Origin of the sequence: Paenibacillus artemisiicola (assembly GCF_017652985.1) — a bacterium.
GTDB classification, from domain to species: Bacteria; Bacillota; Bacilli; order Paenibacillales; family Paenibacillaceae; genus Paenibacillus_Z; species Paenibacillus_Z artemisiicola.
On sequence record NZ_JAGGDJ010000006.1, the window covers coordinates 152,514 to 176,673 of the forward strand.

The following is a 24,160-nucleotide window of genomic DNA, read 5'->3' on the forward strand; positions in this document are numbered from 1 at the left end:
CGGTTTAAGCGCCACCGGCGTTTAAATAGCATGTCGACAAAAAAGGGAGGCTTCTTTCATGCAGCCAAAGAAGGGAATTCACTACGGCACGGCGCTGCTATCGCTCATGCTCGCATCCTCGCTCGCGCTGACGGCTTGCGGCGGTTCGGGCGGCGGCAACGGCTCGAACGGCAACGCGGCGAACGGGGGCAATGCGGCGAACGGCAACGCATCGGGCGGCAACGGGGCAAACGGCGCCGCGGACGGCAGCGGCGCGGCGGACGCGGGCGGGACGAACGACGGCGGCAACGCGGCACCGGCGGAGAAAACGACGATCGAGTTCTGGGCGAACCAATTCGAGAACACGACGAACGACTGGTTCAAAAAATGGGTCGCCGAATTCAACAAATCGCAGGACGCCGTCGAAGTGAAGATCCAAATCGTCCCGGGCGACGCCTGGGCGCAGAAGATGAAAGCGGCGCAGGCGGCCGGGAAAGCGCCGGACTTGTATACGATGAACTACGGCAGCATCGCCAACTCCGCGAAGTTGGCGCAGATTCAGCCGCTCGACGGGCTCATCGACGGCGGCAAGTTCGACGACGTGTACGACAACATCAAGGATTTCGTCTCGGCCCAGGGCAAATTCTATGCCTACCCGATGCTCGTCGAGCCGTCCGCGGTGCTCTACTACCGAAAGGATCTGTACGAGAAGGCCGGCCTCGATCCGGAGAAGCCGCCGGCGACGTGGGACGAACTGCTCGCGAACGGCAAGAAGCTGACGGAGAAGGGCATCTTCGGACTCGGCACCGGCGGCAACGCGGGCGACATCGGCTGGTCCTCGTGGGGACTGCAGTACGGAGCGGCCGGCCATTTGGCGCTGACGGACGACTGGTCGAAGGCCGACGTGCTGAACGACGGCTACCGCGCGGTCGTCGACTTCTACGCCAACGCGTACAAGTCGGGCATCATGCCGAAGCAGCCGCTCGCCGGCTATACGGACATGGCGCCGTTCGGCCAAGGCAAGCTGGCGCAGCAGGTCAACGGCTCGTGGGGCATCGGCCAGCTGCGCAACGACTACAAGACGCTGCTCGATAAAGTCGGCGTCGCGCCGATGCCTTCCAAGGACGGCGATCCGTCGGCCACGACGGCCACGCTCGGCGGCTGGTCGCTCGTCGTCGACGGCAAGTCGAAGCACGCGCAGCAGGCGGCAACGTTCATCGGCTATCTGCTGGCGGGCGACCCGAACATCATGATCGACTTCTTCAAGACGGCGCAATTCTCCAAGTTCTCGCCGCGCAAATCCGTCGACGAAGCGATGAAGGCCGACCCGGCCGCTTCGCAGGATCCGTGGCGCGCCTTGATCGCCGAGAAAGTCATTCCGTTCGCGAAGGCGGAGCCGATCTACCCGTACGACGTCAGCCTCGCGGTCTCGACGGCGATCGAATCGGCCATGAAAGGCACGGATACGGAGAAGGCGCTGGAGAAGGCGGATAAGGACATCAACGACTTCATCGCGAAATCGAAGCTCGCCGGCACGAATCCGAAGCAAGCGCAGCAGTAGCGACAGCCGGAAGACGCCCGGGGACGCGGCGGGTTCAACCCCCCGTCAACGGGCGTTCGTTCCGATTCCGAACCCACGGTGGTGAGTGAAGCCATGTTCAAAAAAAATGTCCGGCACGACAACAAAACCGCGTATTTGCTGCTTACGCCCATTCTCGTGCTGCTGACCGTCTTCGTCGTCATTCCGTTCTTCTATTCCGTCCGCGTCAGCTTCTTCAACTGGAGCTTCTATCAGCCGTCCAAGTTCGTCGGCGTCGACAACTTCTCGTTCGTCCTGTCGGACGACCGGTTTCTGAAGTCCGTCTGGACCGGCCTCAAATTCGCGCTCATGGTCACGCCGGCCACGCTCGTCGTGTCCTTCCTGTTCGCGAACGTCATTAAAGGCATGGGCAGCAAAATGTCGGGCTTCGTCAAGACCTCGATCTATATCCCGACCGTCATATCCGGCATCGTCGCCTCCGTCATCTTCGTTTTCATATACGATTATCTGGGCGGTCTCGCCAACTACGTGCTGGGCCTGTTCGGCGCCGAGCCGAAGGCGTGGCTCGCGGAAGTCGGCACCGCGCTGCCGAGCATCGCCGTGCCGGCCGTCTGGCTCGGGTTCGGGCTGACGACGCTGATCATGCTCGCCGGCCTGCTGGACATCCCGGAGAGCTATTACGAGGCGTCCGATCTCGAGGGGGCCGGCGCGTGGCAGAAGATGCGCTACATTACGATTCCGCTGCTCAAAAATATTTTCCTGTTCCTAACGGTCACTGGCTTCACGGCGAATATCTCCCAGTACGAGCTGTCGCTCATCATGACGAACGGCGGGCCGCTCGATTCCACGATGACGCCCAACCTGTACATTCTGACTCATTTCCGGAACGACGTGATGGTCGGCAACTCCATCGCGGCGTCGCTGCTCCTGTTCGTCGTGCTGGGCAGCATTTCGGCCATCATCTTCAAGGTGCTCAATTCCGACAAAGCGATCGACGGCTAACGGCCGGGCGGAAAGGAGGATACGGACTATGAAAACGAAGCAAACCGCCGCGAAGGCGACGTTGACGGTCATCGCGCTGATTTGCACGCTGCTCGCGCTGTTTCCGCTCGTCTGGGTCATTCTCGCCGGCTTCAAGGAGAAGACCGAGGTGCTGGCGACGCCGTTCCGGTTTTTGCCCACGCACTGGCTCGGCGTCAACTACGCCGATATCGTGAAGGATGCGGCGTTCCGGGAAGCGATGCTGACCACCTTCGGCGGCGCGCTGCTGTTCGCGGTGCTCTGCCTTGCGGTGAACGCGGCGGCGGCCTACGTGTTCGCGCGGCTGGAGTTCCGGTTCAAAACGTTTCTATGGCTGTACGTCATCTCGACGATGTTCATTCCGAGCATGGCGATTCTGCTGACTTCGTTCATCGTCGTCAACAAGCTGGGCATGCTGGACACCTTCGCGGTGCTCGTGCTGCCTGGGGTGGCCTCGGCCGGCTCGATGTTTTTCATCCGGCAGTTTTACTTGAACATCCCGCTCGCGCTGGAGGAAGCGGCGCTGATCGACGGCGCGGACCGGATGCGGATCTTCACGAGCATTTTCGTGCCGATGTCGTACCCCGTGTTCGTCATCGTCGGCATCGGCGCCTATCTCGGCTATTGGAACTCCTTCGTCTGGCCGACCATGACGATCACGAACCCGCATCTGTTCCAAATCATGCAGTACCTGGCGACGTTCCGCTCCGAGCGCTCGACGGAGCTCGGCATGCTGATGGCCGGCTCCGCGCTGTCGGCGATTCCGACCATCGTGCTGTTCCTGATCTTCCAGAAGTACATCATCGCGGGCGTCAAAATATCCGGCCTCAAGTGAAGGCCGCCGAACAAGGAGGCGCATGCGCATGATCGTGCTTGAAAACGACCAGGTCCGGCTCGAGCTCGGCGAGGCCAACGGAACGGTCCGCGGCTTGCGGGACAAGAAGCGGGACCTGGCGTTCATCGCGGACGGCGGCGCGGAAGGGGCCGTGCCGTTCCGGCTCGAACGGGACGGAGGGGCCGACGGAGCGTTCGCGTCGTTCGCATGGGAGCTGGCGCAGACCGAGGCGGGCGCGCAGCAAGCGAAGCTGGCGTGGACGACGGAGGACGGCGTCGCGGTGCGGGCCGAGATCCTCCTGGCGCCCGGCGAAGGCGAGCTCGTCTTCCGCTGCGCCGCGGACAACGGTTCGGGCGAGCGGCTGCTCAGCCTGGAATACCCGGTGCTTCCGGGCATCGGCACCCTCACCGAGGGCGGCGCGGACGACATCGTCGCCCATCCGTTCGCGACGGGCGTGAAGGTGCGCAATCCGATGGCGAATTTCGCCGCGGACGGCCCCGGACTGCGCTACATGCCGTACCCGGAAAGCTTCTCCGGCGCGTCGATGCAGTTTTTCGCCTATTACGGCGAGAATCGGGGCGGTTTGTACTTCGCCGCGGACGACGGGGACGGCCGGCCCAAATGGCTCAACTTCTTCAAGGGCGCCGGCGGCTTGCTCGAGGCGTCCTTCATCCACGGCTGCGAGGACATGGGGCCGGGCAAAGGGATCGCCCCGCCTTATGCGGCGCGGGTCGCGCTGCTCGCCGGGGAGGGCTGGGAGGAAGCCGCGGACCGGTACAAGGGCTGGGCGCACGCGCAAGCCTGGTGCGCCGCGGGCAAGCTGGCCGACCGGCCGGCGGGGGACGGCGGCGATTGGCTCTTCAAGGACATGGGCGCCGCGACGTTCGGCATCAACGCCGGCTCGGACCGGACGGCCTGGCTGCGCGCCTACCGCGACGCGCTCGGTACGCCGATTTTTCACGTGCTCGGCCCGGATTGGACGAACGCGCCGCAGACGTTCTACAAGGGGGTGCCCGGCGGCTTCGACGATTGGTTCCCGACGCGGTTCAACGAAGCGAACCTTGCCTGCATGAAGGCGTTCGGCGATAAGTTCGCGCCGTTCGAATTCGATTATCTGTACCGTTTCGAAGGCGCGGACGGCGAACTCGGCCGCGCGGCGGCCCAGAAGTTCCCGGACGCGAAGAAGAGCATCGACGCGTACCGGTTTCCGTTCCTCTGTCCCGCGCATCCGTACGCGCACGAGTTTCACGTCCGCCGGGACGCGGAGCTGCAGCGGGCGAACGACGTCGACGCGATCTACTACGATATTTCGGCCAACAATATCCTCAAGATATGCATGGATGATTCCCACGGCCATCCGGTCGGCGCGGGCCGGCTCATCGAGGAGGCGTACCGGCGCAATTACGCCGACACGAAGCGGGCCATGCGCGAAGCGGCCGGGCGGTACGTGCCGATGGGGACGGAAATGATGAACGAAACGATGCTCGGCCTCATCGACTATTACCAGGCGCGGGCAGGCGGGCAGCCGGCGGCGCCGCTCGAGCTGTGGCCGCTCCGCGAGCTGCTCAAGACCGGCGAAGCGGAGCTCGCGCCGATGTTCGCGTACGTCTACCATGAATACGGCATTCTGCGGATGGACGGCTGGGGCAAGCTGACGGAGGAGATCGGCGAGCTGTTCTACTTCACGGTGGCGCGGACCTATCTGTGGGGCGGACTGTACGAGCTGAATTACGAGTACAGCCCGATGGAAGCGCTGGACGGCCGGGAGAACGCGCCGGAGGAGCATTACTATCCGTTCGAGCCGCGGGGCTACGCGTTCTCGCCGTCGCGCGCGGCATACCTCGGGGCTTATGCGAAATTGCGCGTCGGCGAAGCCAACAAGTATTGGGCATACGGCCGGATGCTGCGGCCGCTGGCGTACGAATGCGCGCGCGTCCGGCTGGATTGGTTCCATTACAATCACGGCAAGGAGTCGCCGGAGTACAACGACGCCGGCACGCTGGAGGTCGAGGCGGTCGTTCACGCCGCTTGGGCGCACAAGGACGGAAGCGCCGCCTTGTTCTTCGCCAACGCCACGGGCGAGGAGCAGACCGTGCGTACCCGAATCGATGCCGGCTCGCTCGGTTTGGATCTGGACATCGGCGCCTCGGTCGAGGTCCGGTTGTTCGGCGCGCCGGCGCAAGCGGGAGGCGTTCGGCTCGATATCGGCGATGCGGGCGATGCGGAGTTCAAGATTCCGGCCAGGTGCGCCGCGATGATCGAGCTCTCGTAGCGGGCGCGCCGTCCCGCCGTCCGATGTCGTCATGAAGGCAGGAAGGCGTGAATCGGCGGCTTCCGAGGGGCGCGGCTCTTCGGAGGCCGCTTTCGCATCGGCCGGGAAGGACGGCCGAGACGCGGGCAGGATTTGTTTGCCTAATGATAGATTAGATGATACTGTGAGCTTAATCGTTTTTTCATATTCGGTTACTTGACAATGGCCACGGAGGACACTTCATTACGATGGACAACAATACCATTTACCATATCGCGGAGCGGGTCGGCGTCTCTCCCTCTACCGTATCACGTGCGCTGTCCGGTAGAGGCTATTGCGGTCAAAAAACGAAAACGAAAATCCTGGCCGTCGCCAAAGAATTGAATTACGCGCCGGACAGCGCGGCGCAGACGCTGAAAATGCGGCTGACGAAGAAGATCATTTTCGCCGTGCCCGATATTTGCAATCCGTTCTATTTCGATATGATCAACGGAATCAATCAAGTGCTGGAAGAGCACGGCTACCTGCTCATCCTCATCTATACGAAGCACAGCCTGAAGGAAGAGCTGCGCGCCATTCAGAACTTGAAGGAGAAAGTCGCCGACGGCATGATCATGGTGTCCTTCAACTTCATGGAAGACAACATCGGCGCGATCAACGCCCTGCAGTCGCCGGTCGTGCTGACGAACAAATACGTCTCGCCCGAAGGCGCCGACCGGTTCGATTACGTCTATGCCGATACGTATCTGGGCATTAAACTCGGCGCCGAGCATCTCATCGCGCAGGGCGTAGCGCGCATCGGCTATATCGGCGGGAGCAATGCCGAACAGACGGGCTATCAGCGGTTTTGCGGTTTCCGCGACGCCTTGGAGCTGGCCGGGCTGCCGGTGCGCATGGACTACGTCGCCGAGTCCGACTACACGGAGAACGGCGGGTACGAGACCGCCAAGGCGTGGCTTCAGCGCGCCGAGCTGCCGGAAGCGATCGTGGCGGCCAACGACCTGATGGCGATCGGGGTGATGAAGGCGTGCGAGGAAGCGTCCCTTCGCATCCCCGAGGATATCGCGATCGTCGGCATGGACAATCTCGACATCGCCTCGCGGGTGTACCCGAAGCTGACGTCCGTCTCGCTCAATCAGGAGGAGATTGGCCGGCGAGCGGCGCAGGTGCTCATGGACCGTCTCCTCGGCAAGCCGCGGGAGGAAGGGGAGATCCGGATCCAGCCGCGGCTCGTCGTCCGGCATTCCAGCATCCGGCCGGGATGAGCGGGAGCGGGATGGCGCCGCGGTGCCGCTAGACCGGATGGAAGAAGGCGCATGCGGCCGGAGAAGGAAAAAGGGAGCTTTGCGTAAGGCCGAATGGCTTTCGCGAAGCTCCCTTTGTTCGTGCTTGGACAGCGGCGGGGATACGTTCGCGGATGGCCCGGGCCTCAACCGGACGTCGCGTCCCGGTAGCCGGACGGACTGCAGCCGGCGTTCGCCTTGAACGCACGGCTGAACGCATGGATCGTCGAATAGCCGAGCTGGTCCGCGATTTCCTGGATGGACAGGTACGTATATTGGATCATCGTCTTCGCCTTCTCGATCCGGATCTTCTGGTGGTATTGGATCGGGGTCATCTGAAACCCTTTCTTGAACAGGTGGATCAAATGAAACTTGCTGACGTGGAACCGCTCCGCGAGCTCGTCCAGCTGCACGCCGCGATGCGCGTTGTCGTCGAGGTAGGCGCGCACCTCCGACAAGCGCTCCAGCTGACCGCCGCTCTTCATCGCGCTCCCCCAGTAATGCTCGCGCATGATGTGGGCCAGGATGGCCAGCATGGCGCTTTTCAACCGCAGCTCGTAGAAGGGCGGTTTGGCGGCGAATTCCCGGATGACTTCGAACAAACTCTTCTCCAGCGGCAGCGGGTCGGCGGGACGGAATCGCGTCGGAATAAAATAAAGCCGATCGTTCAGCTCGTTCTCCCGAAACCAGCCCCGTTCCTTCGCGTTCATTTGCGCGAGCGGCTTGAAGGAGACGCCGACTTCCCGGCTGTCGGGCCGTTCGGTCAGGTCGAAATGGATGTGGGGCTGGCGAATGCGCGACTCCCCCACGATGCGAATGGCATGCCGCTGCCCCGGCTTGAAGAAGAAGAAATCCCCGGCTTGCCCGTGCAGCACCTCGTCTTCCACCGTAACCAGCAGCTCGCCCTCCATCAGGTAGAGCAGCTCGTAATCCCAGATCACCCGTTCCTCCAGCGTCCACGACGGATCGAGGATGCTGTCGATCGCGACGCGGACATAAGGGGAGAGCTTCTCGATTTCCATGACGACACCCCGCAATAATAGATAAAGTATTCAACAATAACCGCTAACGAATCTCTTCGTTTATCATTATATAATAGATTCGGAAATGCACAATAATTGATACACGAGGTGATCGGTCAATGCTGCAACAATACGGACTGGGATTAGGGCTGTCCTCCGCGCCGCTTGTCACGAAAGCGCGCACGCGGTCGATTACGGCGGAAAATCCGAACGGCGAAAAAGGGCAAGGCGGCAAAGAAGCGAACCATTTGGGAACGGGCCGCAAAGGCCGGCCGGCCATTACGCTGAAGCAGGGCGACGAGGTCACGCTCGCCGAGGTGCAGGGCACCGGCATCATCCAGCATTTCTGGATCACGGTGACGGACAAGACGGGCAAGGGACATGCGGGCCAATTCGTGCTGCGCGATCTCGTCCTGCGCATGTACTGGGACGACGAGACGGAGCCGTCGGTCGACGTGCCGCTCGGCGACTTCTTCTGCAACGGCTTCGGGGTGCGCACGAACGTGAGCTCGCTGCCGATCTGCGTCGTGCCTACCGGCGGCATGAACTGCTACATTCCGATGCCGTTCCGGAAGTCCGCCAAAATCACGATCGTCAACCAGCATGCGGTCGACATCGGCGGGTTCTTCTACGCGTTCAACTATACGCTCGTGGACGAGCTGCCCGAGAATACGGCGTATTTCCACGCGCAATGGCGGCGGGAAGCCGTCACCGAGCGCGGCAAGGATTACACGATCCTCGATAACGTCAAGGGCGAAGGCCAATACATCGGCACGTACCTGGCCTGGGCGGCGCTCGAGCGGAACTGGTGGGGCGAGGGCGAGATCAAATTCTACATGGACGGCGACGACGAATGGCCGACCATCTGCGGCACCGGCGTCGAAGACTACGTAGGAGGCGCCTGGTGCTTCAACAACATGAAGACGAACGAGCCGGAATCCTACTCCACGCCGTATTTGGGCTATCAATTCTATAAGGAAACGACCGAGATCGACGCCTGGTACGGCCACGACGTGCCGATGCACGGCATGTACCGCTGGCATCTGCCCGATCCGATCCGGTTCGAGCGCGATCTGCGCGTCACGATCCAGCAAATCGGCCACGACCATGCGCAGCTGTTCGAACGCTCGGACGACGTGGCGTCGGTCGCGTATTGGTACCAAATGGAGCCGCACGCGCCGTTCCCGGCGCTGCCGCCGGCCAACCGGAGATGGCCGCGCTAAGCGCGGGCGCACGCACTCGGGCCAGGGTGACATTCTGAACGTGCCTCTGGAGGCGGACCTATAGGTCCCGTTGAACAAGAAGGCAAAAAAAAAGAGGTCCAAAGCATTCGCTTTGGACCTCTTGCTTATTAACGGCTGTAGAACTCGACGATTTGCTTCTCGTCGATCTCTTGCGGAAGTTCCGCGCGCTCCGGAAGACGAACGTATTTGCCTTCGACGGCAGCGTCGTTGAATTCCAGGTAATTCGGCAGGAAGTTACGGCCTTCCACCGCTTCTTTGATTGATTTCAGGGCGCGGCTGCGCTCGCGCAGACCGATAACGTCGCCGACCGAAACCGTGTACGAAGCGATGTCGACTTTCTTGCCGTTGACCGTCACGTGACCGTGGGATACGAGCTGACGCGCGCCTGCGCGGGAGTTCGCGAAACCGAGACGGTATACGAGGTTGTCCAGACGGCTTTCAAGCAGCGTCATGAAGTTTTCGCCGGAGATGCCTTTCATTTTCGACGCTTTGTCGAACAGGTTGCGGAATTGCTTTTCGTTTACGCCGTACATATGGCGCAGTTTTTGCTTTTCTTGCAGCTGAATGCCGTAGCCGCTCATTTTTTTGCGTTGGTTAGGACCGTGTTGACCCGGAGGGAATGCGCGCTTCAGTTCTTTGCCCGTACCGCTCAGGGAGATGCCGAGGCGGCGGGAGAGTTTGAATTTAGGGCCTGTATATCTTGACATGTGTCGTAAAACTCCTTCTTCAAATGGAATGTTTGAAAATGGGTGTTTCGCCGAGTACTGTCCGCGCTACGCTGCCGGGCAGCGAAGTCCGATCGGGCATGTTCAGCCGCAGGCCTGACCGCGACAGCCTCTTGAGGGTGACACAAAACCGCTCCCATGTATTCAACTATAAGATATTATATAAAATCACGGCGTTTTGTCAAGTCATGATTAGCGTCCGCGCCCATGTAAACGCCACCATCGACCGCGACTTTAGAACTGAAACCAAAGTCCTATGAGCATTAATCATTTCTAGTGCAATCCAGCTAGTTTTCCAGTATAGTGAATGGTAGAGATAACCGATTAATAATGAGGTTTACGACATAGCGGGGTGATGCTGCGTATGAACGATTCCACGAAAATAAGCGAACCGGCTCCCGGCGGCCAGCGGGCGGAAGAGCCGAAGGAAGCGCAGCAGCCCGACGCTTGGACGCCTTCGGGCGAGTATAACCTCGGCGGCGAGCCGCGCTGCGAAGACCTGCTGGCGCAGGCTTGGGAGAGCTGGCTGGCGGAAGCGCTGGCCGTCGATTCCCCGCTTGCGCGCCATACGCTGCGGCTGTCGAACGAGCACGGCGTTGTCGTCGCGCGCCGGCAAAGCGGCACCGGTTCCGCCGGCCTGCGCGCGCTGGAAGAGCCGTTATTCGGCCGTGCAAGCGGCCCTTTGAACGGTCCGAGCCTTGCTTTGGAGCCGTCGGGCGAAGTCGACGAGGCGTTCTACCGGCCGCTCCTCCGGATGGCCGCCGTGCTGCTCCGCGAGAAATGGGAGCGCGCCGCCGAATCCGCGGCCGTTCAGCAGACGATCAGGCGGCATCGGCTTAACGAACGGGAAGCCCGGCGGCGCGACAATCTGTTTCAAGCGGCCATTCGGCTGAATAACTTGAACGACGTCTATTCCGTGCTCCGCGCGCTGCTTGACGACGTCGGGCTGCTCTATCCGAGCGCGAACGCGCATTTGTTTTTGACGCAGGATTACGTCGACGGCGATTCCCGGATCCAGCCGCTGCTGCTGCGGCATACGAGCGACGACCTGAACGCCGACGCCTTTTTGTCGGGCAGGCCGATGACGGGGACGGACGCGGACGGTACGATCCGGCTGGCGATTCCGATGCGGGGCAAGCAGGCCGTCTACGGCGTGCTCAGCCTGGCGCTGCCCGGCGAGGACTGGGACGCGCCGGAGCTCCAATCCGTCGCGATGCTGACGGAGACCGCGGGTTTCGCGTTCGAGAACGCGAAGCTGTTCGAGCAGTCCAACCTGCTGGTAAGCGAGCTGCAGCTGATCAACGAGCTGACGAAGCGGCTGAACCAGTCGCTGCGCCTGAACGAGATATTCGAATTCGCGATGACCGAGCTGCTGCAGATTTTCAAAGCCGACTACTGCAATTTGCTGCAGCTGAGCGCGGATAACCACTTCCGGATCGTGGCGAGCAACGTGCCGGCGGCGGCGAACGAGCTGTATTCCGCCGGCTACGGCTTTTGCGGCATCGTCTACAGCACGAAGGAGCCTTTGATCATCTCCGATTACACGGCGACGCGCGTCGTCGATTCCCAGCTGATGGACGCCACGGGATCGCGCTCGCTGATCGCCGCGCCGGTCATGGCGGGCACGGAGGTCGTCGGGGTCATCCTCGTGTCGCACCGGGTACCGAACTACTTCTCGTACGAGAACTACAAGCTGCTGCAGGTCCTCTCCACGCATATCGGACTGGCGATCTCCAACGCCTCGCTGCACGCGGAGGTGCGGCGGATGGTCATAACCGACAATTTGACGGGGCTGCACGCGCGGCACTACCTTAACGAACAGATCCAGCTGCGCCAGCGGAAGGACCGCTGCGGCTCGCTCGTTCTCGTCGATATCGACCATTTCAAGCGCGTGAACGACACGTTCGGGCATTTGATCGGCGACAGCATCCTGGTCATCGTGAGCGACGTCATTCGCACCAGCATCCGGGATTCCGATATCGCGGCGCGCTGGGGCGGGGAAGAGCTGGCCGTCTACTTGCCGGGCATCCAGTCCGGCCAAGCGTACCGGATCGCGGAGCGGATCCGCAGCACCGTCGAAGCGCACACGAACCCCGCCGTCACCGTCTCGTGCGGCTTGTCGGAGTGGACCTTCGAGGAAGAGAAAATCAGCGTCGAGTCGTTGTTCAACCGCGCGGACATGGCGCTCTACGAAGCGAAGAAAAACGGACGGAACCGGATATGCGTCGGTTGACCGCGCGGCGGCCAACCTTAACGAGCTCATTATAACCGAAACGGCGGGGCATAGAGCCCGCCGTTTTTCCGTTTCGTACAGGTCGCGTACATAAAGAAGAATCGGAAGACAGACGCTATCCGGGAGGCTTGCAACCAAGCTTGAAGGATGGTGGATTCGATGAGCTGGTATATGAACAAATCAATGGGCAGGATCGCGGGCGCGTGCGGCTTGGCGCTGGCGCTGTCCGGCTGCGCCCACGACGCGAACCGGTCGCCGAAGGAGCTGTTGTCGCTGTCCGTATCGGGCTTGTCGGGCGTCGACCGGTACGCGTTCAGCGGCGACACCGCGATCGGCGCGGCGAGCGGGACGGCGAGCCGCCCCGCCGCTTTTCGCGGCACGGTGCAGCATCATGACCAAGTATCCGTACAGACCGAAGGCGGGGCGGACGAGATGCCGGCCGGGGTCCATCCGCTTCGCCTCCTGAACGATGTCGAACGCATGGCGGCGCGCGCGGAGGTCGTGCCCGAAGCGTCGAACGGCCAGCGAACCGTGCTGCGCATTACGGCCGACCCGGCGAAAGCCGCGAAGGTCTGGACGAACCGGCTGCGAAGCGAATTCGCGTTGCTGAAGAATAAAGTCCCCGCGAATGGTTCGGCTGCTTCGGCGCGGGACGCCGGGACGCGCAGCCAAGAGAAGCCTTCCGCGCTCCGGGAGGCGTGGGACCGGGAGCTCGACCGTTCCGGGAAGGAATTCGAGGCGATGCTGTCGACGATGTCGGTGCGATCGACCAGCACGCTGGTCATCGACCGCAAGAAGCTGCTGCCGCTGTCGCTCGAAGAGCGGACCGAGTTCCGCTACGAGGCGAACGGCAAGCCGGCGCGGGAAAGCCGGACGACGCGGATCGCGTTCAAGCGGTCGTAAATCGGAACGCGGGGCCGGGCCATGCTCGTGCATCGGCCAGCCAAACGTGATAGGATTAATTCCGTAACGATCGAACCATGGAGGTAATGAACGATGCATGATCCAAGAATCCGAAAGCTGGCGCAGAACCTCGTCAGCCATTCCATCAACGTGCAGCCCGGAGAAAACGTTTTGATCGACATGATCGGCTCCGAGCGCGATCTGGCGAAATGCCTCGTCGAAGAAGTCGCGAAGCGCGGCGGCCGTCCGTTCGTGGAGACGAGCGACCGCTCGGTGCTTCGCGCGATGCTGATGAACGCGACCGAAGAGCAGATCAAGCTGTGGGCGTCCTTCGATTTGAAGCGGATGGAGGCGATGCAGGGTTACATCGCGATCCGTTCCGGCGAGAACGTCAACGCGCTCGCGGACGTGCCTGGCGATAAAATGCGGCTGTACGACAAGTACTACCGGCATCCGATCCATTCGGAGCGGCGCGTGAAGCATACGAAGTGGGTCGTTCTGCGCTACCCCAACGACGCGATGGCCCAGCTGGCCAACACGAGCACGGAAGCGTTCGAGGATTTTTATTTCGACGTGTGCAACCTGGACTACGGCAAGATGGACAAGGCGATGGAGCCGCTCCGCGAGCTGATGGACCGGACGGACCGCGTGCGCATCACGGCGCCGGGGACGGACCTGTCGTTCTCGATCAAGGGCATCGGCTCGATCAAATGCGCGGGCGAGAAAAACATTCCGGACGGCGAGCTGTACTCCTGCCCGATTCGCGAGTCCGTGCAAGGCACGATCACGTACAACACCCCGTCGGTTTATTCCGGCATCACGTTTGAGAACATCGCGTTCACGTTTAAGGATGGGAAGATCGTCGAGGCGACGAGCAACCAGACGGACAAGCTGAACGAAGTGCTCGATACGGACGAAGGCGCGCGCTACATCGGCGAATTCAGCCTGGGTTTCAACCCGTATATCCTGCATCCGATGAAGGATACGCTATTCGACGAGAAGATCGCCGGAAGTCTGCACTTTACGCCGGGTCAGGCCTACGAAGACGCGGACAACGGCAACCGTTCGGCCGTTCACTGGGATCTCGTGCTCATCCAGCGGCCCGAATACGGGGGCGGCGACGTGTATTTCGACGACGTGCTGATCCGCAAGGACGGCCTGTTCGTACTGCCCGAACTGCTTGGCCTGAATCCCGAAAATTTAAAGTAAAAGGCTCTTGTAGGAATGGGGAAATCGGGTTATGATGAGTGAAGTTAGCGCAGTCAACTAAATAATGGAGGGATTCCTATGTCCAATAACGCGGCAATCGTAGACATTTCCCAAACGGCCAATAAATTCCGGTCGTCGATCGTTCTTCAAGCCGAGAACAAATACATCGACGTTAAAAGCATCCTCGGTCTCTTCACGACATTGGTCGGCGGACACTCCTATGAACTGCATGTCCACGGTCCGGATGCGGAAGAAGCCAAAGCGGCGATGTCCGAAGTATTCGCGAAACATAACCTGAACGTTACGGTCATCGAATAGCGTTTCGTTCTAAACGACAAGGTAAGCGCTTCACTGAGTAATCGGTGGAGCGCTTGTTTGTTTTATCCTTGTACATTGCTCCGATATCGTCTAATATAAAGGATAAAGACGATAAGCTTGATGGACAAGGAGGGTTACGATGTCTTCATCCGATGTTCTTATTCATTTGCATCAAAAAGCGCTGAACCTCCTTCACGAGGACGCCACCAAAATCGAGAAGCTGATCGAAGTGCAAATGGAAAATTTGACGACGAGACAATGTCCGCTCTACGAAGAGGTGCTGGATACTCAAATATATGGCTTTTCCAGAGAGATCGATTTTGCCATTCGCGCGGGGCTCGTAGCCGAAGGGGTCGGCAAGGAAATCATCAGCAAGCTGGAACGGAATTTGGCGCAGCTGTACGAGGCGTTGGAGAAGTAGCCGCGCTTTTCGCAGCTGCTTTTTTTGAAGTGGGCCTAAAGACCGATGAGGCAACGCAAAAAGACGCTCCGTACGGGGAGCGTCTTTTTTGCGTCCTTGCGCTTGGCCTCAGACGAGGTAGAACGAAATGCCGAGAATGATGTACACGAAGATCAGCAGCGAGCCCTCGTACCAGTTGGTCGTTCCGTCTTTGGAGATCGACTTGGCGATGAAGACGGAGACCGCGATGGCGGCGAGCTCGATCGGACTGAAGACGATGTCCATCGTCGGACCGAAGAAGGTGCTGACCAGGATGAGCACCGGCGCCACGAACAAGGCGATTTGCAGGCTGCTGCCGACCGCGATTTCGACGGCCGCGCCGATTTTGTTCTTCATGGCGAGCATGACGGCCGCGCTGTGCTCCGCCGCGTTGCCGACGATCGCGATCAGGAACGCCCCGATGAACACTTCGGAGAAGCCGAACTTGGCTGTGAACGTATGCAGCGTGCTGACGAGCCATTCGCTGACGAAGGCCGTCATGACGGTCGCCAGGACGAGGAACAGCACGGAGGTCGTCTTGGACCAGGCCGCTTCTTCGCCGTGATCCGGCGTGGTTTCCTCGACGTCCGCGAGCACGTCCTTGTGCGTGATCATCGAGAAGATCAGCCACAGGACGTAGGCGACGATCAGGATGCCGGCGATGGTCAAGCTGAGCAGCTCCGACTTGTGCGCGGAGAAGTGCTGCGTGGAGATGAAGATCGCCGGAATGCCGAGCGCGATGACCGCCAGAATCATCAGGGACGAGTTGTGGCTGGCCAGCTGGACGTTGAACCGCTGTTCCTTGTATTTCAGGCCGCCGAGCAGCACGCTCGCCCCGAGGACCAGCAGCAGGTTGCCGATGATGGAGCCGGTGATGCTCGCCTTCACCATGTCGAATAAGCCCGCGCGTACCAGGAAGATCGCGATGATCAGCTCGGCCGCGTTGCCGAACGTCGCGTTCAGGAATCCGCCGAGCCGCTGTCCGGCGTAGTGGGAGACGCTCTCGGTCGCTTTCCCCAGGAAGCCGGCCACGAACAGGATCGCGAGGGCGGAGATGATGAACTCGGCGACGGTCCCGAAGTGGGCGTAGTGCGCGACCCCGCTAAGGACGAACAGACAAGCGAGCAGCAGAAAAAACAGTTTTTGATTCAATGGTTCAGGCACCTCGTTCTGCGGATATAGGAAATCGAAATCTGTAAACACTATAGCGGAAAAAGTCATTTGTGTAAACTTGGAAACGGACCGGCCGGATACCTTGCTTCACAGGTGAGCTTCCATTACAATGAAAGCATGAAAGCATTAGGTGAACGAGGAGTGAGTGGCATGGCAGAAGAACTTCAAACCGGCATCATTCGTATCTCCGACGACGTAGTCGCCACGATCGCAGGCTTGGCTGCGCTTGAAACTCCTGGCATTGCTGCAATGTCCGGGGGGATATCCGAAGGCCTTGCGAAACGTCTCAGCGGCAAGAACGCGCAAAAAGGGGTATCGGTCGAAGTCGGCCAGCTCGAAGCGGCGATCGATCTGCGGATTATCGTGAAATACGGCATTCCGATTCAGGAAGTATGCCGGCAGCTGCAGGAGAACGTTCGCGAAGCGGTCGCGAACATGACGGGGCTGCACGTCGTGGAAGTGAACATCAAGGTCGAAGGCGTGGCCTTCAAGGAAGAGGAAATCCCGGTGGAACCAGAGGCGCCGGCTCGTCTCAAATAACGAAACGAACGAAACGCAAAAAAAGGCATGTCCATCGCGGACATGCCTTTTTCGGATTTATTTGCGCGCGGGCGGTTTCTCCTGCGCCGGCCGGTTATACTCGCGGGAGATGCTGAGCAGCACGCCCATGCCGAGCAGGCAGACGATGAGCGACGAACCGCCGTGGCTGATGAAGGGCAGCGTAACGCCGGTGAGCGGCATCGCGCCCGTGACGCCGCCGATGTTGATGATGGCCTGCACGGCGATCAGGCTGACGATCCCCACGCCGACGATCGTGCCGTACGTGTCGGGACATCGAATCGCCACGAGCATGCCCCGCCAGATGAAGAACAAGTAGAAGAGCAGGAACAGGAGGCTGCCGATGAAGCCGAATTCTTCCCCGATGACGGAGAAGATAAAGTCGCTGTACGGATACGGCATGTACCGGAGCTTCTGGACGCTGTGGCCGAAGCCCGCGCCGGTGATCCCGCCGTGTCCGAGCGCCTCGAGAGAGCGGGACAGGTGGTACGTCGTGTTCTGCATGTCCGAGGTCGGATCCATGAACGCCGTGAAGCGGTTGATCCGGTACGTCCAGCTGTCCGGGTCGTGCAGCATCGAGACGCTGACGAGCGCGGCCACGATGGAGGCGATGATCACGCCGGACAGGAAGAGCTGCTTGAGGTTCGCTCCGCCGGCCACGATGATGATGAGCGACGTGCCCGCGATGACGATGCAGGCGCCCAAATCGGGCTGCAGCATGATGAGTCCGCAAATGACGGCGATGATGATAAAGACGGGAACGAGTCCTTTCTTGAAATCCCTGAATTTCTCGCCTTTCTTGGCGATCAACGAGCCCAGATAGAGCACGAGACCGAGCTTCGCGAACTCCGTCGGCTGAATGCCCAGGGAGCCGATGCCGAACCAGCTGCGCGCCCCGTTCAAGCTTTTGCCGACGAACGGGACGAGGATGAGCATGATCAATACGGGGAAAAAGTAGATGACGAACCCTTTCTTAAACGCCGTATAGGGGATGTTCATCGCGACGAACATGCTGAACGTGCCCAGCACCGCGAAGAGAAGCTGGCGCTTCGTGAAGTACAAGGCGTCGAAATTGTTGCTCTTGGAAATGACCGCCGTGTTGGAGCTGGCACTGAAGACCATGATCAGTCCGAAGCCGACAAGCAGGAGGGTGAGCACGAGAAGCAAGAAATCCGGCCTGCCGCGCAGGCCGTTCGTCTTTGGTTTCATCTGTGGACTCATCGCGCGGGTTAGGCGAGCAGCTTCTTCAATTCTTGCAAGCGCTGCGAAGCCGCGTTCAGGATCGGCTGCGGGATCGGCGAATCATAGTCCAGCCCGTGCGGGAACGTAGCCCGTCCGATATAAACGGACTCCACTTGCAGCACGGCGTGCGCGGATTCCAGCTTCCCCTCGATCGCGCGGGTGTTGAAGCGCAGGTAGTAATCTTCGCGGTTGGCGCGATCCTCCAGCTTCAGGTCGTACGTCGCGCGGTAATATTCCCATTGCCAGCGCACGAAGCCGAGCTTCTCCGCGGATTCGTCGAGATGCGCGAGTTCGCTGCTCATGCCGTTCAAGCCCGTATTCTCAATAATCATCGGTGATCCTCCTTCTAACTAAAAGCAGGTTTATTCTTCATTTATGATAGTCGTTTTCAGGGGGCAGTGCAAGCCTTCGCCGAACGGGCTCCCGCGGGCAAAAGTGACAGCTTTACGAAAAATCTCCGCTTTCGCGGACAAACAACTTCCGTCCCCTTCCGGGCTTCTGTTACAATAAAGAGATCGCAAACGATTGAATGAATAGGGGGTTTGTAAGCGTGAGCGTGATGGCAAGGGTGGATGCACAGCTGCAAACTGCTTATCCGAATATGGTGGATTCGCGCCGGTACCTGCACCGGCATCCAGAATTGTCGTTCCACGAGCGGGAAACGTCCCGCTGGATCGCGGAACGGCTCCGCGGCATCGGCTGCGAGGTCAGGGAAGGCGTAGGCGGCTACGGGCTCGTGGCGACCGTCCGCGGCGAACGGCCGGGACCGGCGATCGCCCTGCGGGCGGACATCGACGCGCTGCCGATTCAGGACGAGAAAGGAACGGAATACGCGTCGCAGGTGCCGGGGGTCATGCACGCGTGCGGCCATGACGCGCATACCGCGACGATGCTCGCGATCGCCGCGTTCTATCAGGCCAACCGGGACGGCTTCGCCGGCGAGCGGCGCTTCCTGTTCCAGCCGGCCGAAGAGGTGTCGCCGGGCGGCGCCGTCGGCATGATCGCGGACGGCGCGCTGGAAGGCGTCGACGCCGTCTACGGCGTGCATCTATGGACGCCGCTGCCTTACGGCGTCGTCGCGACCCGGTCCGGCCCGTTCATGGCCGCTCCGGACGAGATCTATATCGACATCGCCGGTAAAGGCGGTCACGGGGCGCTGCCGCACGAGACGGTCGACGCCGTCGTCGTCGGCGCCGCGATGGTGCAGGCGATGCAGACGATCGTCAGCCGGAGCGTCAATCCGCTCGACCCGGCGGTCGTGACGGTCGGGTCGTTCCACGCGGGCTCGACGGCCAACGTCATCGCCGAGCGATGCCGGCTGACCGGCACGGTGCGGTCGTTCTCGGAGGATGTCCGCGCCTTGGCGAAGGAGCGCCTGGAGGCGATCGTCGGCCAGACGGCCGCGATGTACGGGGCCAGCGCTACGCTGGAATACCGCGACGGGTATCCGACGGTCGTGAACGACGCCAAGGAGGCGGAACGGTTCTTCCAAGTCGCGGCCGAGACGTTCGGGGCGGAGGCCGTGCGCGAATCGACCCTGATCATGGCGGGGGAAGACTTTACGTACTACTTGCGCGAAGCGCCGGGCTGCTTCATGTTCGTCGGCGCGGGCAATCCGGACTGCGGCGCGACGTTTCCGCATCATCACCCGCGGTTCGACATCGACGAGCGGGCCATGCTGCGGGCGGCCAAGCTGATGATCGCGATGGCGGAGGATTTCGCGGCGGAAGCGCTGGCCGGACGGATCGGCGGCGAATCGGCTTGATCCGGCAGCGGCGGCATGGCAACAGTTGACGTTGCGCGAGGCGCATGGCGGCAACCGGACGGGGCCAACCTAAGGGACGCAAGCGACGAACCCAAGGGGAGGCATGCGACGATGTCACGCGTAGTCAAAGAATTGATGTCGACGGATTGCGTAACGGCCACGTTGAAGGATAACGTGTATGAATTGGCGGTATTGATGAGAGACCACGATATCGGCTTCGTGCCGATCGTGGAAGGCAAGAAGCTGATCGGCATCGTGACGGACCGGGACTTGGTGATTCGCGGGTACGCGGCGAAGCATTCCGGCTCGACCGCCGTCTCGGACGTGATGACGGACGACGTGAAGACGATCGACGCGGGCACTTCGGGCGACGAGGCGGCGAGAATCATGGCCAGCCATCAGATCCGGCGGTTGCCTGTCGTCGAGAACGGCAACCTGGTCGGCATCGTATCCATCGGCGACTTGGCGGTCCGCGAAATTTTCGTGGACGAAGCCGGGCAAGCGCTCAGCAGCATCTCCGAGCAAGGCACGGGCGAAACGCACGCGTATCACTGAGCGTTCGCGCGCGAATGGCAATTCATGGAAAACGCAATTCCTTCGGGGATTGCGTTTTTTCGCGTGCGCGTAGCTGCCATGGAAACGCCAAGGAGGGCGGCAAATGCATAAAATCGGCTCCATTCCTTCATACTGACTGATGACTATACATGCGGGAGCTGGAAATATGTTGAAACGAGAACATCGGCCGTTGAGCGTGCAGGCGGATATGACCGTCCTGCTCGACGACCGGCACGAGCAGGCGGACGCGGCGCGCGAGCAGCTGAACCGGTTCGCGGATCTGATCAAACGTCCGGGCCATATCCATACGTACCGGATCTCGCCGATGTCGCTGTGGAACGCCGCTTCGGCGGGCATGACGCCGGACGACGTGCTGCGGGTGCTGGGTGAGCACAACGCATACGACCTGCCGCTGCAGGTCGTCGGCACGGTCCGCAAGCTGGGCGACCGTTACGGCAAACTGCTCTTGGAGCAGACGCCGGAAGGCCGTCTGCTGCTGCTTGGCGAAGAGGAGCTGCTCGCCGCGCTCGGCGAGCATGCGGCGGTAGCCGCCGCGCTGCAGCAGGAGGAGACGACGGGAGGGCGGCGAAGCGTGAAGCCGGAGGCCCGCGGCCTGCTGAAGCAGGAACTGATCCGGCTCGGCTACCCCGTGCTGGACAAGGCCGGCTACCGGCACGGCGAGGCGCTGGACGTCGGGCTGCGGACGAAGACGGCGGGCGGGCGGGCGTTCCGGCTGCGCGACTATCAAGAGCGGGCGGTCAATTTGTTTTACCGCGAAGGGCAGGCGGACGGCGGAAGCGGCGTGCTCGTGCTGCCGTGCGGCGCGGGCAAGACGGTCATCGGCATCGCGGCGCTCGCGCGGCTGCGGTGCGACACGCTGATCCTGACGTCGAACGTGACCTCGGTCCAGCAATGGAAGGCCGAGCTGCTCGACAAGACGTCGCTCCGGGAGGACGAGATCGGCACGTACGCCGCCTCGTCCAAGGAAGTCCGGCCGGTTACGATCGCGACGTACCAGATTTTGACGAGCCGCCGCCAGAAGAGCGACGAATACGGACATATGCGGCTGTTCGGACAGCGGAATTGGGGACTCATTATCTATGACGAGGTGCATCTGCTGCCCGCGCCCGTGTTCCGAATGACGGCGGACCTGCAGGCGACGCGGCGCCTGGGACTGACGGCCACGCTCGTACGCGAGGACGGCCGGGAAGAGGACGTCTTCTCGCTGATCGGCCCGAAGCGGTTCGACCTGCCGTGGAAGACGCTGGAGACGCGGAATTGGATCGCCTCCCTGACCTGCACGGAGGTTCGGATTCCGCTGGCGAGCGACGATGCGGAGGCGTACATGGCGGCGGACGAGAAGGCGAAGATTCGCTTGGCAGGGGAAAACAAAGACAAAATCGACGTCGTGCGCGGCTTGCTGGAACGGCATGCGGGCAAGCAAACGCTCGTGATCGGCCAATATTTGACCCAGCTGCACCGGCTGGCGGAAGCGCTGGAAGCGCCCGTCCTGACGGGCGAGCTGCCGCACGAGGAACGGACGGCGCTGTACGAGCGCTTCAAGTCCGGGGACGTTCCAGTGCTCGTCGTATCGAAGGTCGCCAATTTCGCCGTCGACCTGCCGGAAGCGGCGGTCGCGATTCAAGTGTCGGGCAGCTACGGCTCCCGGCAGGAGGAAGCGCAGCGGATCGGCCGCGTGCTGCGGCCGAAGGCCGGCGATAACGAGGCTTGGTTCTATACCGTCGTCACCCAGGGAACGAAGGAGACGGAATTCGCGGGCCGGCGGCAGCTGTTCCTCCTCGAGCAGGGCTACCGGTACGAGCTGACGGAATGGCGCGAGCCGCAAAACCGGCTGCCGGAGGGTGCAGCCGCGCTGAAACGGGGGACAGCGCGGTGAAGGCGCGCGATATCGCGGCGAAGCTGACGGAAGAGCAGGCCGGACGGCTGCGGGAGCAAGCGATATGGGCCGGCTTGACGGCGTCTTGGCCGGAGGCGCTGCTGAACCCGGAGTGCGCGCGGACGGCATGGACCCGGCTGCCGGAGGAGGCGGCCTTGACGCTCGAGCTGATTCTGGCCGGCTTCGGGCCGGCGCCGTTCAAGGAGGAGCAGCTGCTGCAGGCCGCCCGCCCGGGTATCGCCGCCGGGGCCGATCTGCGGCTCGGGCTGCTGCGCCTTGCGGAGGCGGGCATCGTATTCCCCGTCCGCCGGGGCTGGGGCGAGAAGCTGTTCGTGCTGCCGCCGGACAGCTTCTTCGTCTGGCATCGCGCGATTCGGTCCGCGCGAAGCGAACGTTCGCAGCCGCCCGAAATCGAACCGTTGTCCGTGCGACCGATCGACGACGAAGGCTACGTCCCGCCGTTCAGCCTGCAGCTGCTGCACGCCATGGCCGCGATGGGGGAAGCCGGACTGAAGCTGACGGCCAAAGGCGTCCTGGCCAAGCGCACGGCGGCCAAGGCCGCCGAGCAGCTGCATGTCCGGGGCGAAGCGCTCGCGCCGCTCCTTCCGCCGCCGGCCGGGGCGGAGGCGTATCCGGCGGGCGTGCTGCTCGCGCTGGAGACGATGGCGCGGCAGGGCTGGCTTGTCCGAAGCGGGCAGTCGCTCGCGCGGGACGACGCGGCTTGGGAGGCTTGGCTGCGCCTGGACGCCGCGGACAGGGAAACGGCGCTGTGCCGGAGCCTCGTCGAGGCGATCGCGGCGCAGAACGGCCCGGCGGCGGCCGGCGCGGCGGCGCTTGCCGCGCTGGAGGCCGGCAAATGGTTCCGGCTGCGCGACGTCGATGCGTCGCATGCGGCCGGGCAGGCGGTGCTGGCGAAGCCGCAGCCCTCGGCGATCGAGCCGTGGTGCCGGCTGCTGCGGCAGTTGGGCTGGCTGGAGCTCGCGGCCGACGAAGCCGGCGAGCCCGCGGTTCGGTGGCGCCTCGACCCGCTCGGGCTCACGGACGCGCCGCGGGAGGAAGGCGAACGGGAACCGGCGGAGCCGGCGTTCGGTCCGCCCCCGGTGCAGCTGACGCCCGACGGCGAAATGTTCGCGTACGAGGATTGTCCCTATTCCGTCCGCTGGCAGCTGGAATGGCTTGCGGAACGCCGGCGTACCGACCATATGACGGCGTACAAGCTGGAGACGCGCGGCTATGCCCGCGCGGCAGGGGCCGGCCATACGGCGGATTCGTTGGCCGCGGCCGTGGAGGCGATGACGGGCGAACCGCTGCCGGACACGGTCCGCGCGATGATCCGGATGGGCATGGATACCCTGACGGCCGCGGCGGGAACGGCGCGGGACGAAGCGGCGGGAACGGCCCGCGCCGACGCCGCCGGAGCTGCGCGCGGCGATACTCCCGGAGCGGCGCGCGCCGGCCTCGCGCCGCGCGGCGATACCGTTCCCGAAGCCGGCGGATCCGCTTCCGGGCCCGGCGAGCCGTTGCCCATCGGCGCCGCGTTCGTTTACCCGCCTCCCGGGGCGGGCGGCTACGAGCTGCTGAACGAGCGTCCTTCCGTGAAGCAGCTGTTCGCCGGCATCGACGAAGTGCCCTCCATGTGGCTGAAGCAATTCCGAACCTACCACCATTCGACCCGCAGGGAACTGCTGGAGCAGGCATTAAGTTGGCGCGCGACGGTGAGACTGAATTGCGAAGGCGTCGCGACGGCGTTCATCCCGGAGCGGATCGTCGACGAGGCGGACGGATGGGCGGTCGCCGGCTATCGCCCGGACGCGGAGGAGCCTCAGACGGTCACGAAGCTGCATCCCGGCATGTGGGATGAAATGATGCTCGTGCTGCCGCCGCCGCTCGGCGTCCGATAACCGCGATTTCCCAGTCCGCTCTACCTTTTTGCGGCCGCGGTATGGTATGATACCAGTAAGGCATACGC

The 24,160-nt window shown here is 62.1% G+C and carries 21 protein-coding genes; 16 read left to right on the forward strand and 5 right to left on the reverse strand.

Features of this window, described 5'->3' with window-relative positions; all coding sequences use genetic code 11:
* Positions 1-58: 58 nt before the first annotated feature.
* The 5 genes from I8J29_RS12300 (at position 59) to I8J29_RS12320 (ending at position 6,890) form a co-directional block, all read left to right on the forward strand.
* Positions 59-1,540 (forward strand): ABC transporter substrate-binding protein, encoded by a 1,482-nt coding sequence (locus tag I8J29_RS12300; protein WP_208847896.1) that lies wholly within the window; start codon positions 59-61, stop codon positions 1,538-1,540.
* Positions 1,541-1,633: 93 nt separating this feature from the next.
* Positions 1,634-2,521, forward strand: coding sequence for a carbohydrate ABC transporter permease (locus I8J29_RS12305; RefSeq protein WP_208847897.1), 888 nt, complete (start codon positions 1,634-1,636; stop codon positions 2,519-2,521).
* Between the two features lie 28 nt (positions 2,522-2,549).
* Positions 2,550-3,374: a carbohydrate ABC transporter permease gene (locus I8J29_RS12310; RefSeq protein ID WP_208847898.1), complete on the forward strand. Its 825-nt coding sequence runs from the start codon at positions 2,550-2,552 to the stop codon at positions 3,372-3,374.
* 28 nt (positions 3,375-3,402) lie between these two features.
* Positions 3,403-5,646, forward strand: a complete 2,244-nt coding sequence (locus tag I8J29_RS12315; protein WP_208847899.1) for a DUF6259 domain-containing protein — start codon at positions 3,403-3,405, stop codon at positions 5,644-5,646.
* Between the two features lie 227 nt (positions 5,647-5,873).
* The gene (locus tag I8J29_RS12320) at positions 5,874-6,890 is read left to right on the forward strand and encodes a LacI family DNA-binding transcriptional regulator (protein WP_208847900.1); all 1,017 of its coding nucleotides are present in this window, start codon (positions 5,874-5,876) and stop codon (positions 6,888-6,890) included.
* Positions 6,891-7,054: 164 nt separating this feature from the next.
* Here the strand turns inward: I8J29_RS12320 and I8J29_RS12325 are convergent, their stop codons facing one another.
* Entirely contained in the window at positions 7,055-7,930 is an 876-nt protein-coding gene (locus I8J29_RS12325) for an AraC family transcriptional regulator (protein ID WP_208847901.1), read from the reverse strand.
* 119 nt (positions 7,931-8,049) lie between these two features.
* Here I8J29_RS12325 and I8J29_RS12330 point away from each other — a divergent pair, with 119 nt between their 5' ends.
* Positions 8,050-9,153 carry a glycoside hydrolase family 172 protein gene (locus tag I8J29_RS12330; protein WP_208847902.1) on the forward strand — a complete coding sequence of 368 codons (1,104 nt, stop codon included), beginning with the start codon at positions 8,050-8,052 and terminating at the stop codon, positions 9,151-9,153.
* A 128-nt stretch (positions 9,154-9,281) separates the two neighbouring features.
* On the opposite strand, the gene rpsD is transcribed toward I8J29_RS12330, so the two are convergent.
* Positions 9,282-9,881, reverse strand: coding sequence for a 30S ribosomal protein S4 (gene rpsD, locus I8J29_RS12335; protein WP_090635757.1), 600 nt, complete (start codon positions 9,879-9,881; stop codon positions 9,282-9,284).
* A 382-nt stretch (positions 9,882-10,263) separates the two neighbouring features.
* On the opposite strand from rpsD, the gene I8J29_RS12340 reads away from it, so the two are divergent.
* The 5 genes from I8J29_RS12340 to I8J29_RS12360 all read left to right on the forward strand — a co-directional run bounded on the left by I8J29_RS12340 (position 10,264) and on the right by I8J29_RS12360 (position 14,983).
* Positions 10,264-12,132, forward strand: coding sequence for a GGDEF domain-containing protein (locus tag I8J29_RS12340; protein ID WP_240546124.1), 1,869 nt, complete (start codon positions 10,264-10,266; stop codon positions 12,130-12,132).
* Positions 12,133-12,291: 159 nt separating this feature from the next.
* Positions 12,292-13,035, forward strand: a complete 744-nt coding sequence (locus tag I8J29_RS12345) for a hypothetical protein (RefSeq protein WP_208847903.1) — start codon at positions 12,292-12,294, stop codon at positions 13,033-13,035.
* A 93-nt stretch (positions 13,036-13,128) separates the two neighbouring features.
* Positions 13,129-14,244, forward strand: coding sequence for an aminopeptidase (locus I8J29_RS12350; RefSeq protein ID WP_208847904.1), 1,116 nt, complete (start codon positions 13,129-13,131; stop codon positions 14,242-14,244).
* A gap of 78 nt (positions 14,245-14,322) precedes the next feature.
* On the forward strand, positions 14,323-14,562 hold the full coding sequence (locus I8J29_RS12355; RefSeq protein ID WP_090635765.1) for an HPr family phosphocarrier protein: 240 nt from the start codon (positions 14,323-14,325) through the stop codon (positions 14,560-14,562).
* A gap of 139 nt (positions 14,563-14,701) precedes the next feature.
* Entirely contained in the window at positions 14,702-14,983 is a 282-nt protein-coding gene (locus tag I8J29_RS12360; RefSeq protein WP_090635766.1) for an Fpa/YlaN family protein, read from the forward strand.
* A gap of 108 nt (positions 14,984-15,091) precedes the next feature.
* On the opposite strand, the gene cax is transcribed toward I8J29_RS12360, so the two are convergent.
* Positions 15,092-16,153: a calcium/proton exchanger gene (gene cax, locus I8J29_RS12365; RefSeq protein WP_177221940.1), complete on the reverse strand. Its 1,062-nt coding sequence runs from the start codon at positions 16,151-16,153 to the stop codon at positions 15,092-15,094.
* 171 nt (positions 16,154-16,324) lie between these two features.
* Between cax and I8J29_RS12370 the strand changes: the two genes are divergently transcribed.
* A complete protein-coding gene (locus tag I8J29_RS12370; protein ID WP_090635769.1) occupies positions 16,325-16,714 on the forward strand; it encodes an Asp23/Gls24 family envelope stress response protein in 390 nt (129 codons plus the stop codon).
* 57 nt (positions 16,715-16,771) lie between these two features.
* On the opposite strand, the gene ftsW is transcribed toward I8J29_RS12370, so the two are convergent.
* On the reverse strand, positions 16,772-17,941 hold the full coding sequence (ftsW, locus tag I8J29_RS12375; protein ID WP_208847905.1) for a putative lipid II flippase FtsW: 1,170 nt from the start codon (positions 17,939-17,941) through the stop codon (positions 16,772-16,774).
* Between the two features lie 20 nt (positions 17,942-17,961).
* The gene (locus tag I8J29_RS12380; RefSeq protein ID WP_090635772.1) at positions 17,962-18,306 is read right to left on the reverse strand and encodes a YugN family protein; all 345 of its coding nucleotides are present in this window, start codon (positions 18,304-18,306) and stop codon (positions 17,962-17,964) included.
* 227 nt (positions 18,307-18,533) lie between these two features.
* Here I8J29_RS12380 and I8J29_RS12385 point away from each other — a divergent pair, with 227 nt between their 5' ends.
* The 4 genes from I8J29_RS12385 (at position 18,534) to I8J29_RS12400 (ending at position 24,092) form a co-directional block, all read left to right on the forward strand.
* Positions 18,534-19,739, forward strand: a complete 1,206-nt coding sequence (locus I8J29_RS12385; protein ID WP_208847932.1) for a M20 family metallopeptidase — start codon at positions 18,534-18,536, stop codon at positions 19,737-19,739.
* Positions 19,740-19,850: 111 nt separating this feature from the next.
* Complete coding sequence (locus tag I8J29_RS12390) at positions 19,851-20,294, forward strand: CBS domain-containing protein (RefSeq protein ID WP_208847906.1); 444 nt, start codon at positions 19,851-19,853, stop codon at positions 20,292-20,294.
* 166 nt (positions 20,295-20,460) lie between these two features.
* On the forward strand, positions 20,461-22,191 hold the full coding sequence (locus I8J29_RS12395; RefSeq protein ID WP_208847907.1) for a DNA repair helicase XPB: 1,731 nt from the start codon (positions 20,461-20,463) through the stop codon (positions 22,189-22,191).
* A complete protein-coding gene (locus tag I8J29_RS12400; RefSeq protein WP_208847908.1) occupies positions 22,188-24,092 on the forward strand; it encodes a hypothetical protein in 1,905 nt (634 codons plus the stop codon). Before I8J29_RS12395 ends, I8J29_RS12400 begins: the two co-directional genes overlap by 4 nt.
* Positions 24,093-24,160 lie beyond the last annotated feature (68 nt).

Coding starts and splice junctions, on each gene's coding strand:
- I8J29_RS12300 (WP_208847896.1), top strand. CDS start 59: ATGCAGCCAAAGAAGGGAATTCACTACGGCACGGCGCTGCTATCGCTC.
- I8J29_RS12305 (WP_208847897.1), top strand. CDS start 1,634: ATGTTCAAAAAAAATGTCCGGCACGACAACAAAACCGCGTATTTGCTG.
- I8J29_RS12310 (WP_208847898.1), top strand. CDS start 2,550: ATGAAAACGAAGCAAACCGCCGCGAAGGCGACGTTGACGGTCATCGCG.
- I8J29_RS12315 (WP_208847899.1), top strand. CDS start 3,403: ATGATCGTGCTTGAAAACGACCAGGTCCGGCTCGAGCTCGGCGAGGCC.
- I8J29_RS12320 (WP_208847900.1), top strand. CDS start 5,874: ATGGACAACAATACCATTTACCATATCGCGGAGCGGGTCGGCGTCTCT.
- I8J29_RS12325 (WP_208847901.1), bottom strand. CDS start 7,930: ATGGAAATCGAGAAGCTCTCCCCTTATGTCCGCGTCGCGATCGACAGC.
- I8J29_RS12330 (WP_208847902.1), top strand. CDS start 8,050: ATGCTGCAACAATACGGACTGGGATTAGGGCTGTCCTCCGCGCCGCTT.
- rpsD (WP_090635757.1), bottom strand. CDS start 9,881: ATGTCAAGATATACAGGCCCTAAATTCAAACTCTCCCGCCGCCTCGGC.
- I8J29_RS12340 (WP_240546124.1), top strand. CDS start 10,264: ATGAACGATTCCACGAAAATAAGCGAACCGGCTCCCGGCGGCCAGCGG.
- I8J29_RS12345 (WP_208847903.1), top strand. CDS start 12,292: ATGAGCTGGTATATGAACAAATCAATGGGCAGGATCGCGGGCGCGTGC.
- I8J29_RS12350 (WP_208847904.1), top strand. CDS start 13,129: ATGCATGATCCAAGAATCCGAAAGCTGGCGCAGAACCTCGTCAGCCAT.
- I8J29_RS12355 (WP_090635765.1), top strand. CDS start 14,323: ATGTCCAATAACGCGGCAATCGTAGACATTTCCCAAACGGCCAATAAA.
- I8J29_RS12360 (WP_090635766.1), top strand. CDS start 14,702: ATGTCTTCATCCGATGTTCTTATTCATTTGCATCAAAAAGCGCTGAAC.
- I8J29_RS12370 (WP_090635769.1), top strand. CDS start 16,325: ATGGCAGAAGAACTTCAAACCGGCATCATTCGTATCTCCGACGACGTA.
- ftsW (WP_208847905.1), bottom strand. CDS start 17,941: ATGAAACCAAAGACGAACGGCCTGCGCGGCAGGCCGGATTTCTTGCTT.
- I8J29_RS12380 (WP_090635772.1), bottom strand. CDS start 18,306: ATGATTATTGAGAATACGGGCTTGAACGGCATGAGCAGCGAACTCGCG.
- I8J29_RS12385 (WP_208847932.1), top strand. CDS start 18,534: ATGGCAAGGGTGGATGCACAGCTGCAAACTGCTTATCCGAATATGGTG.
- I8J29_RS12390 (WP_208847906.1), top strand. CDS start 19,851: ATGTCACGCGTAGTCAAAGAATTGATGTCGACGGATTGCGTAACGGCC.
- I8J29_RS12395 (WP_208847907.1), top strand. CDS start 20,461: ATGTTGAAACGAGAACATCGGCCGTTGAGCGTGCAGGCGGATATGACC.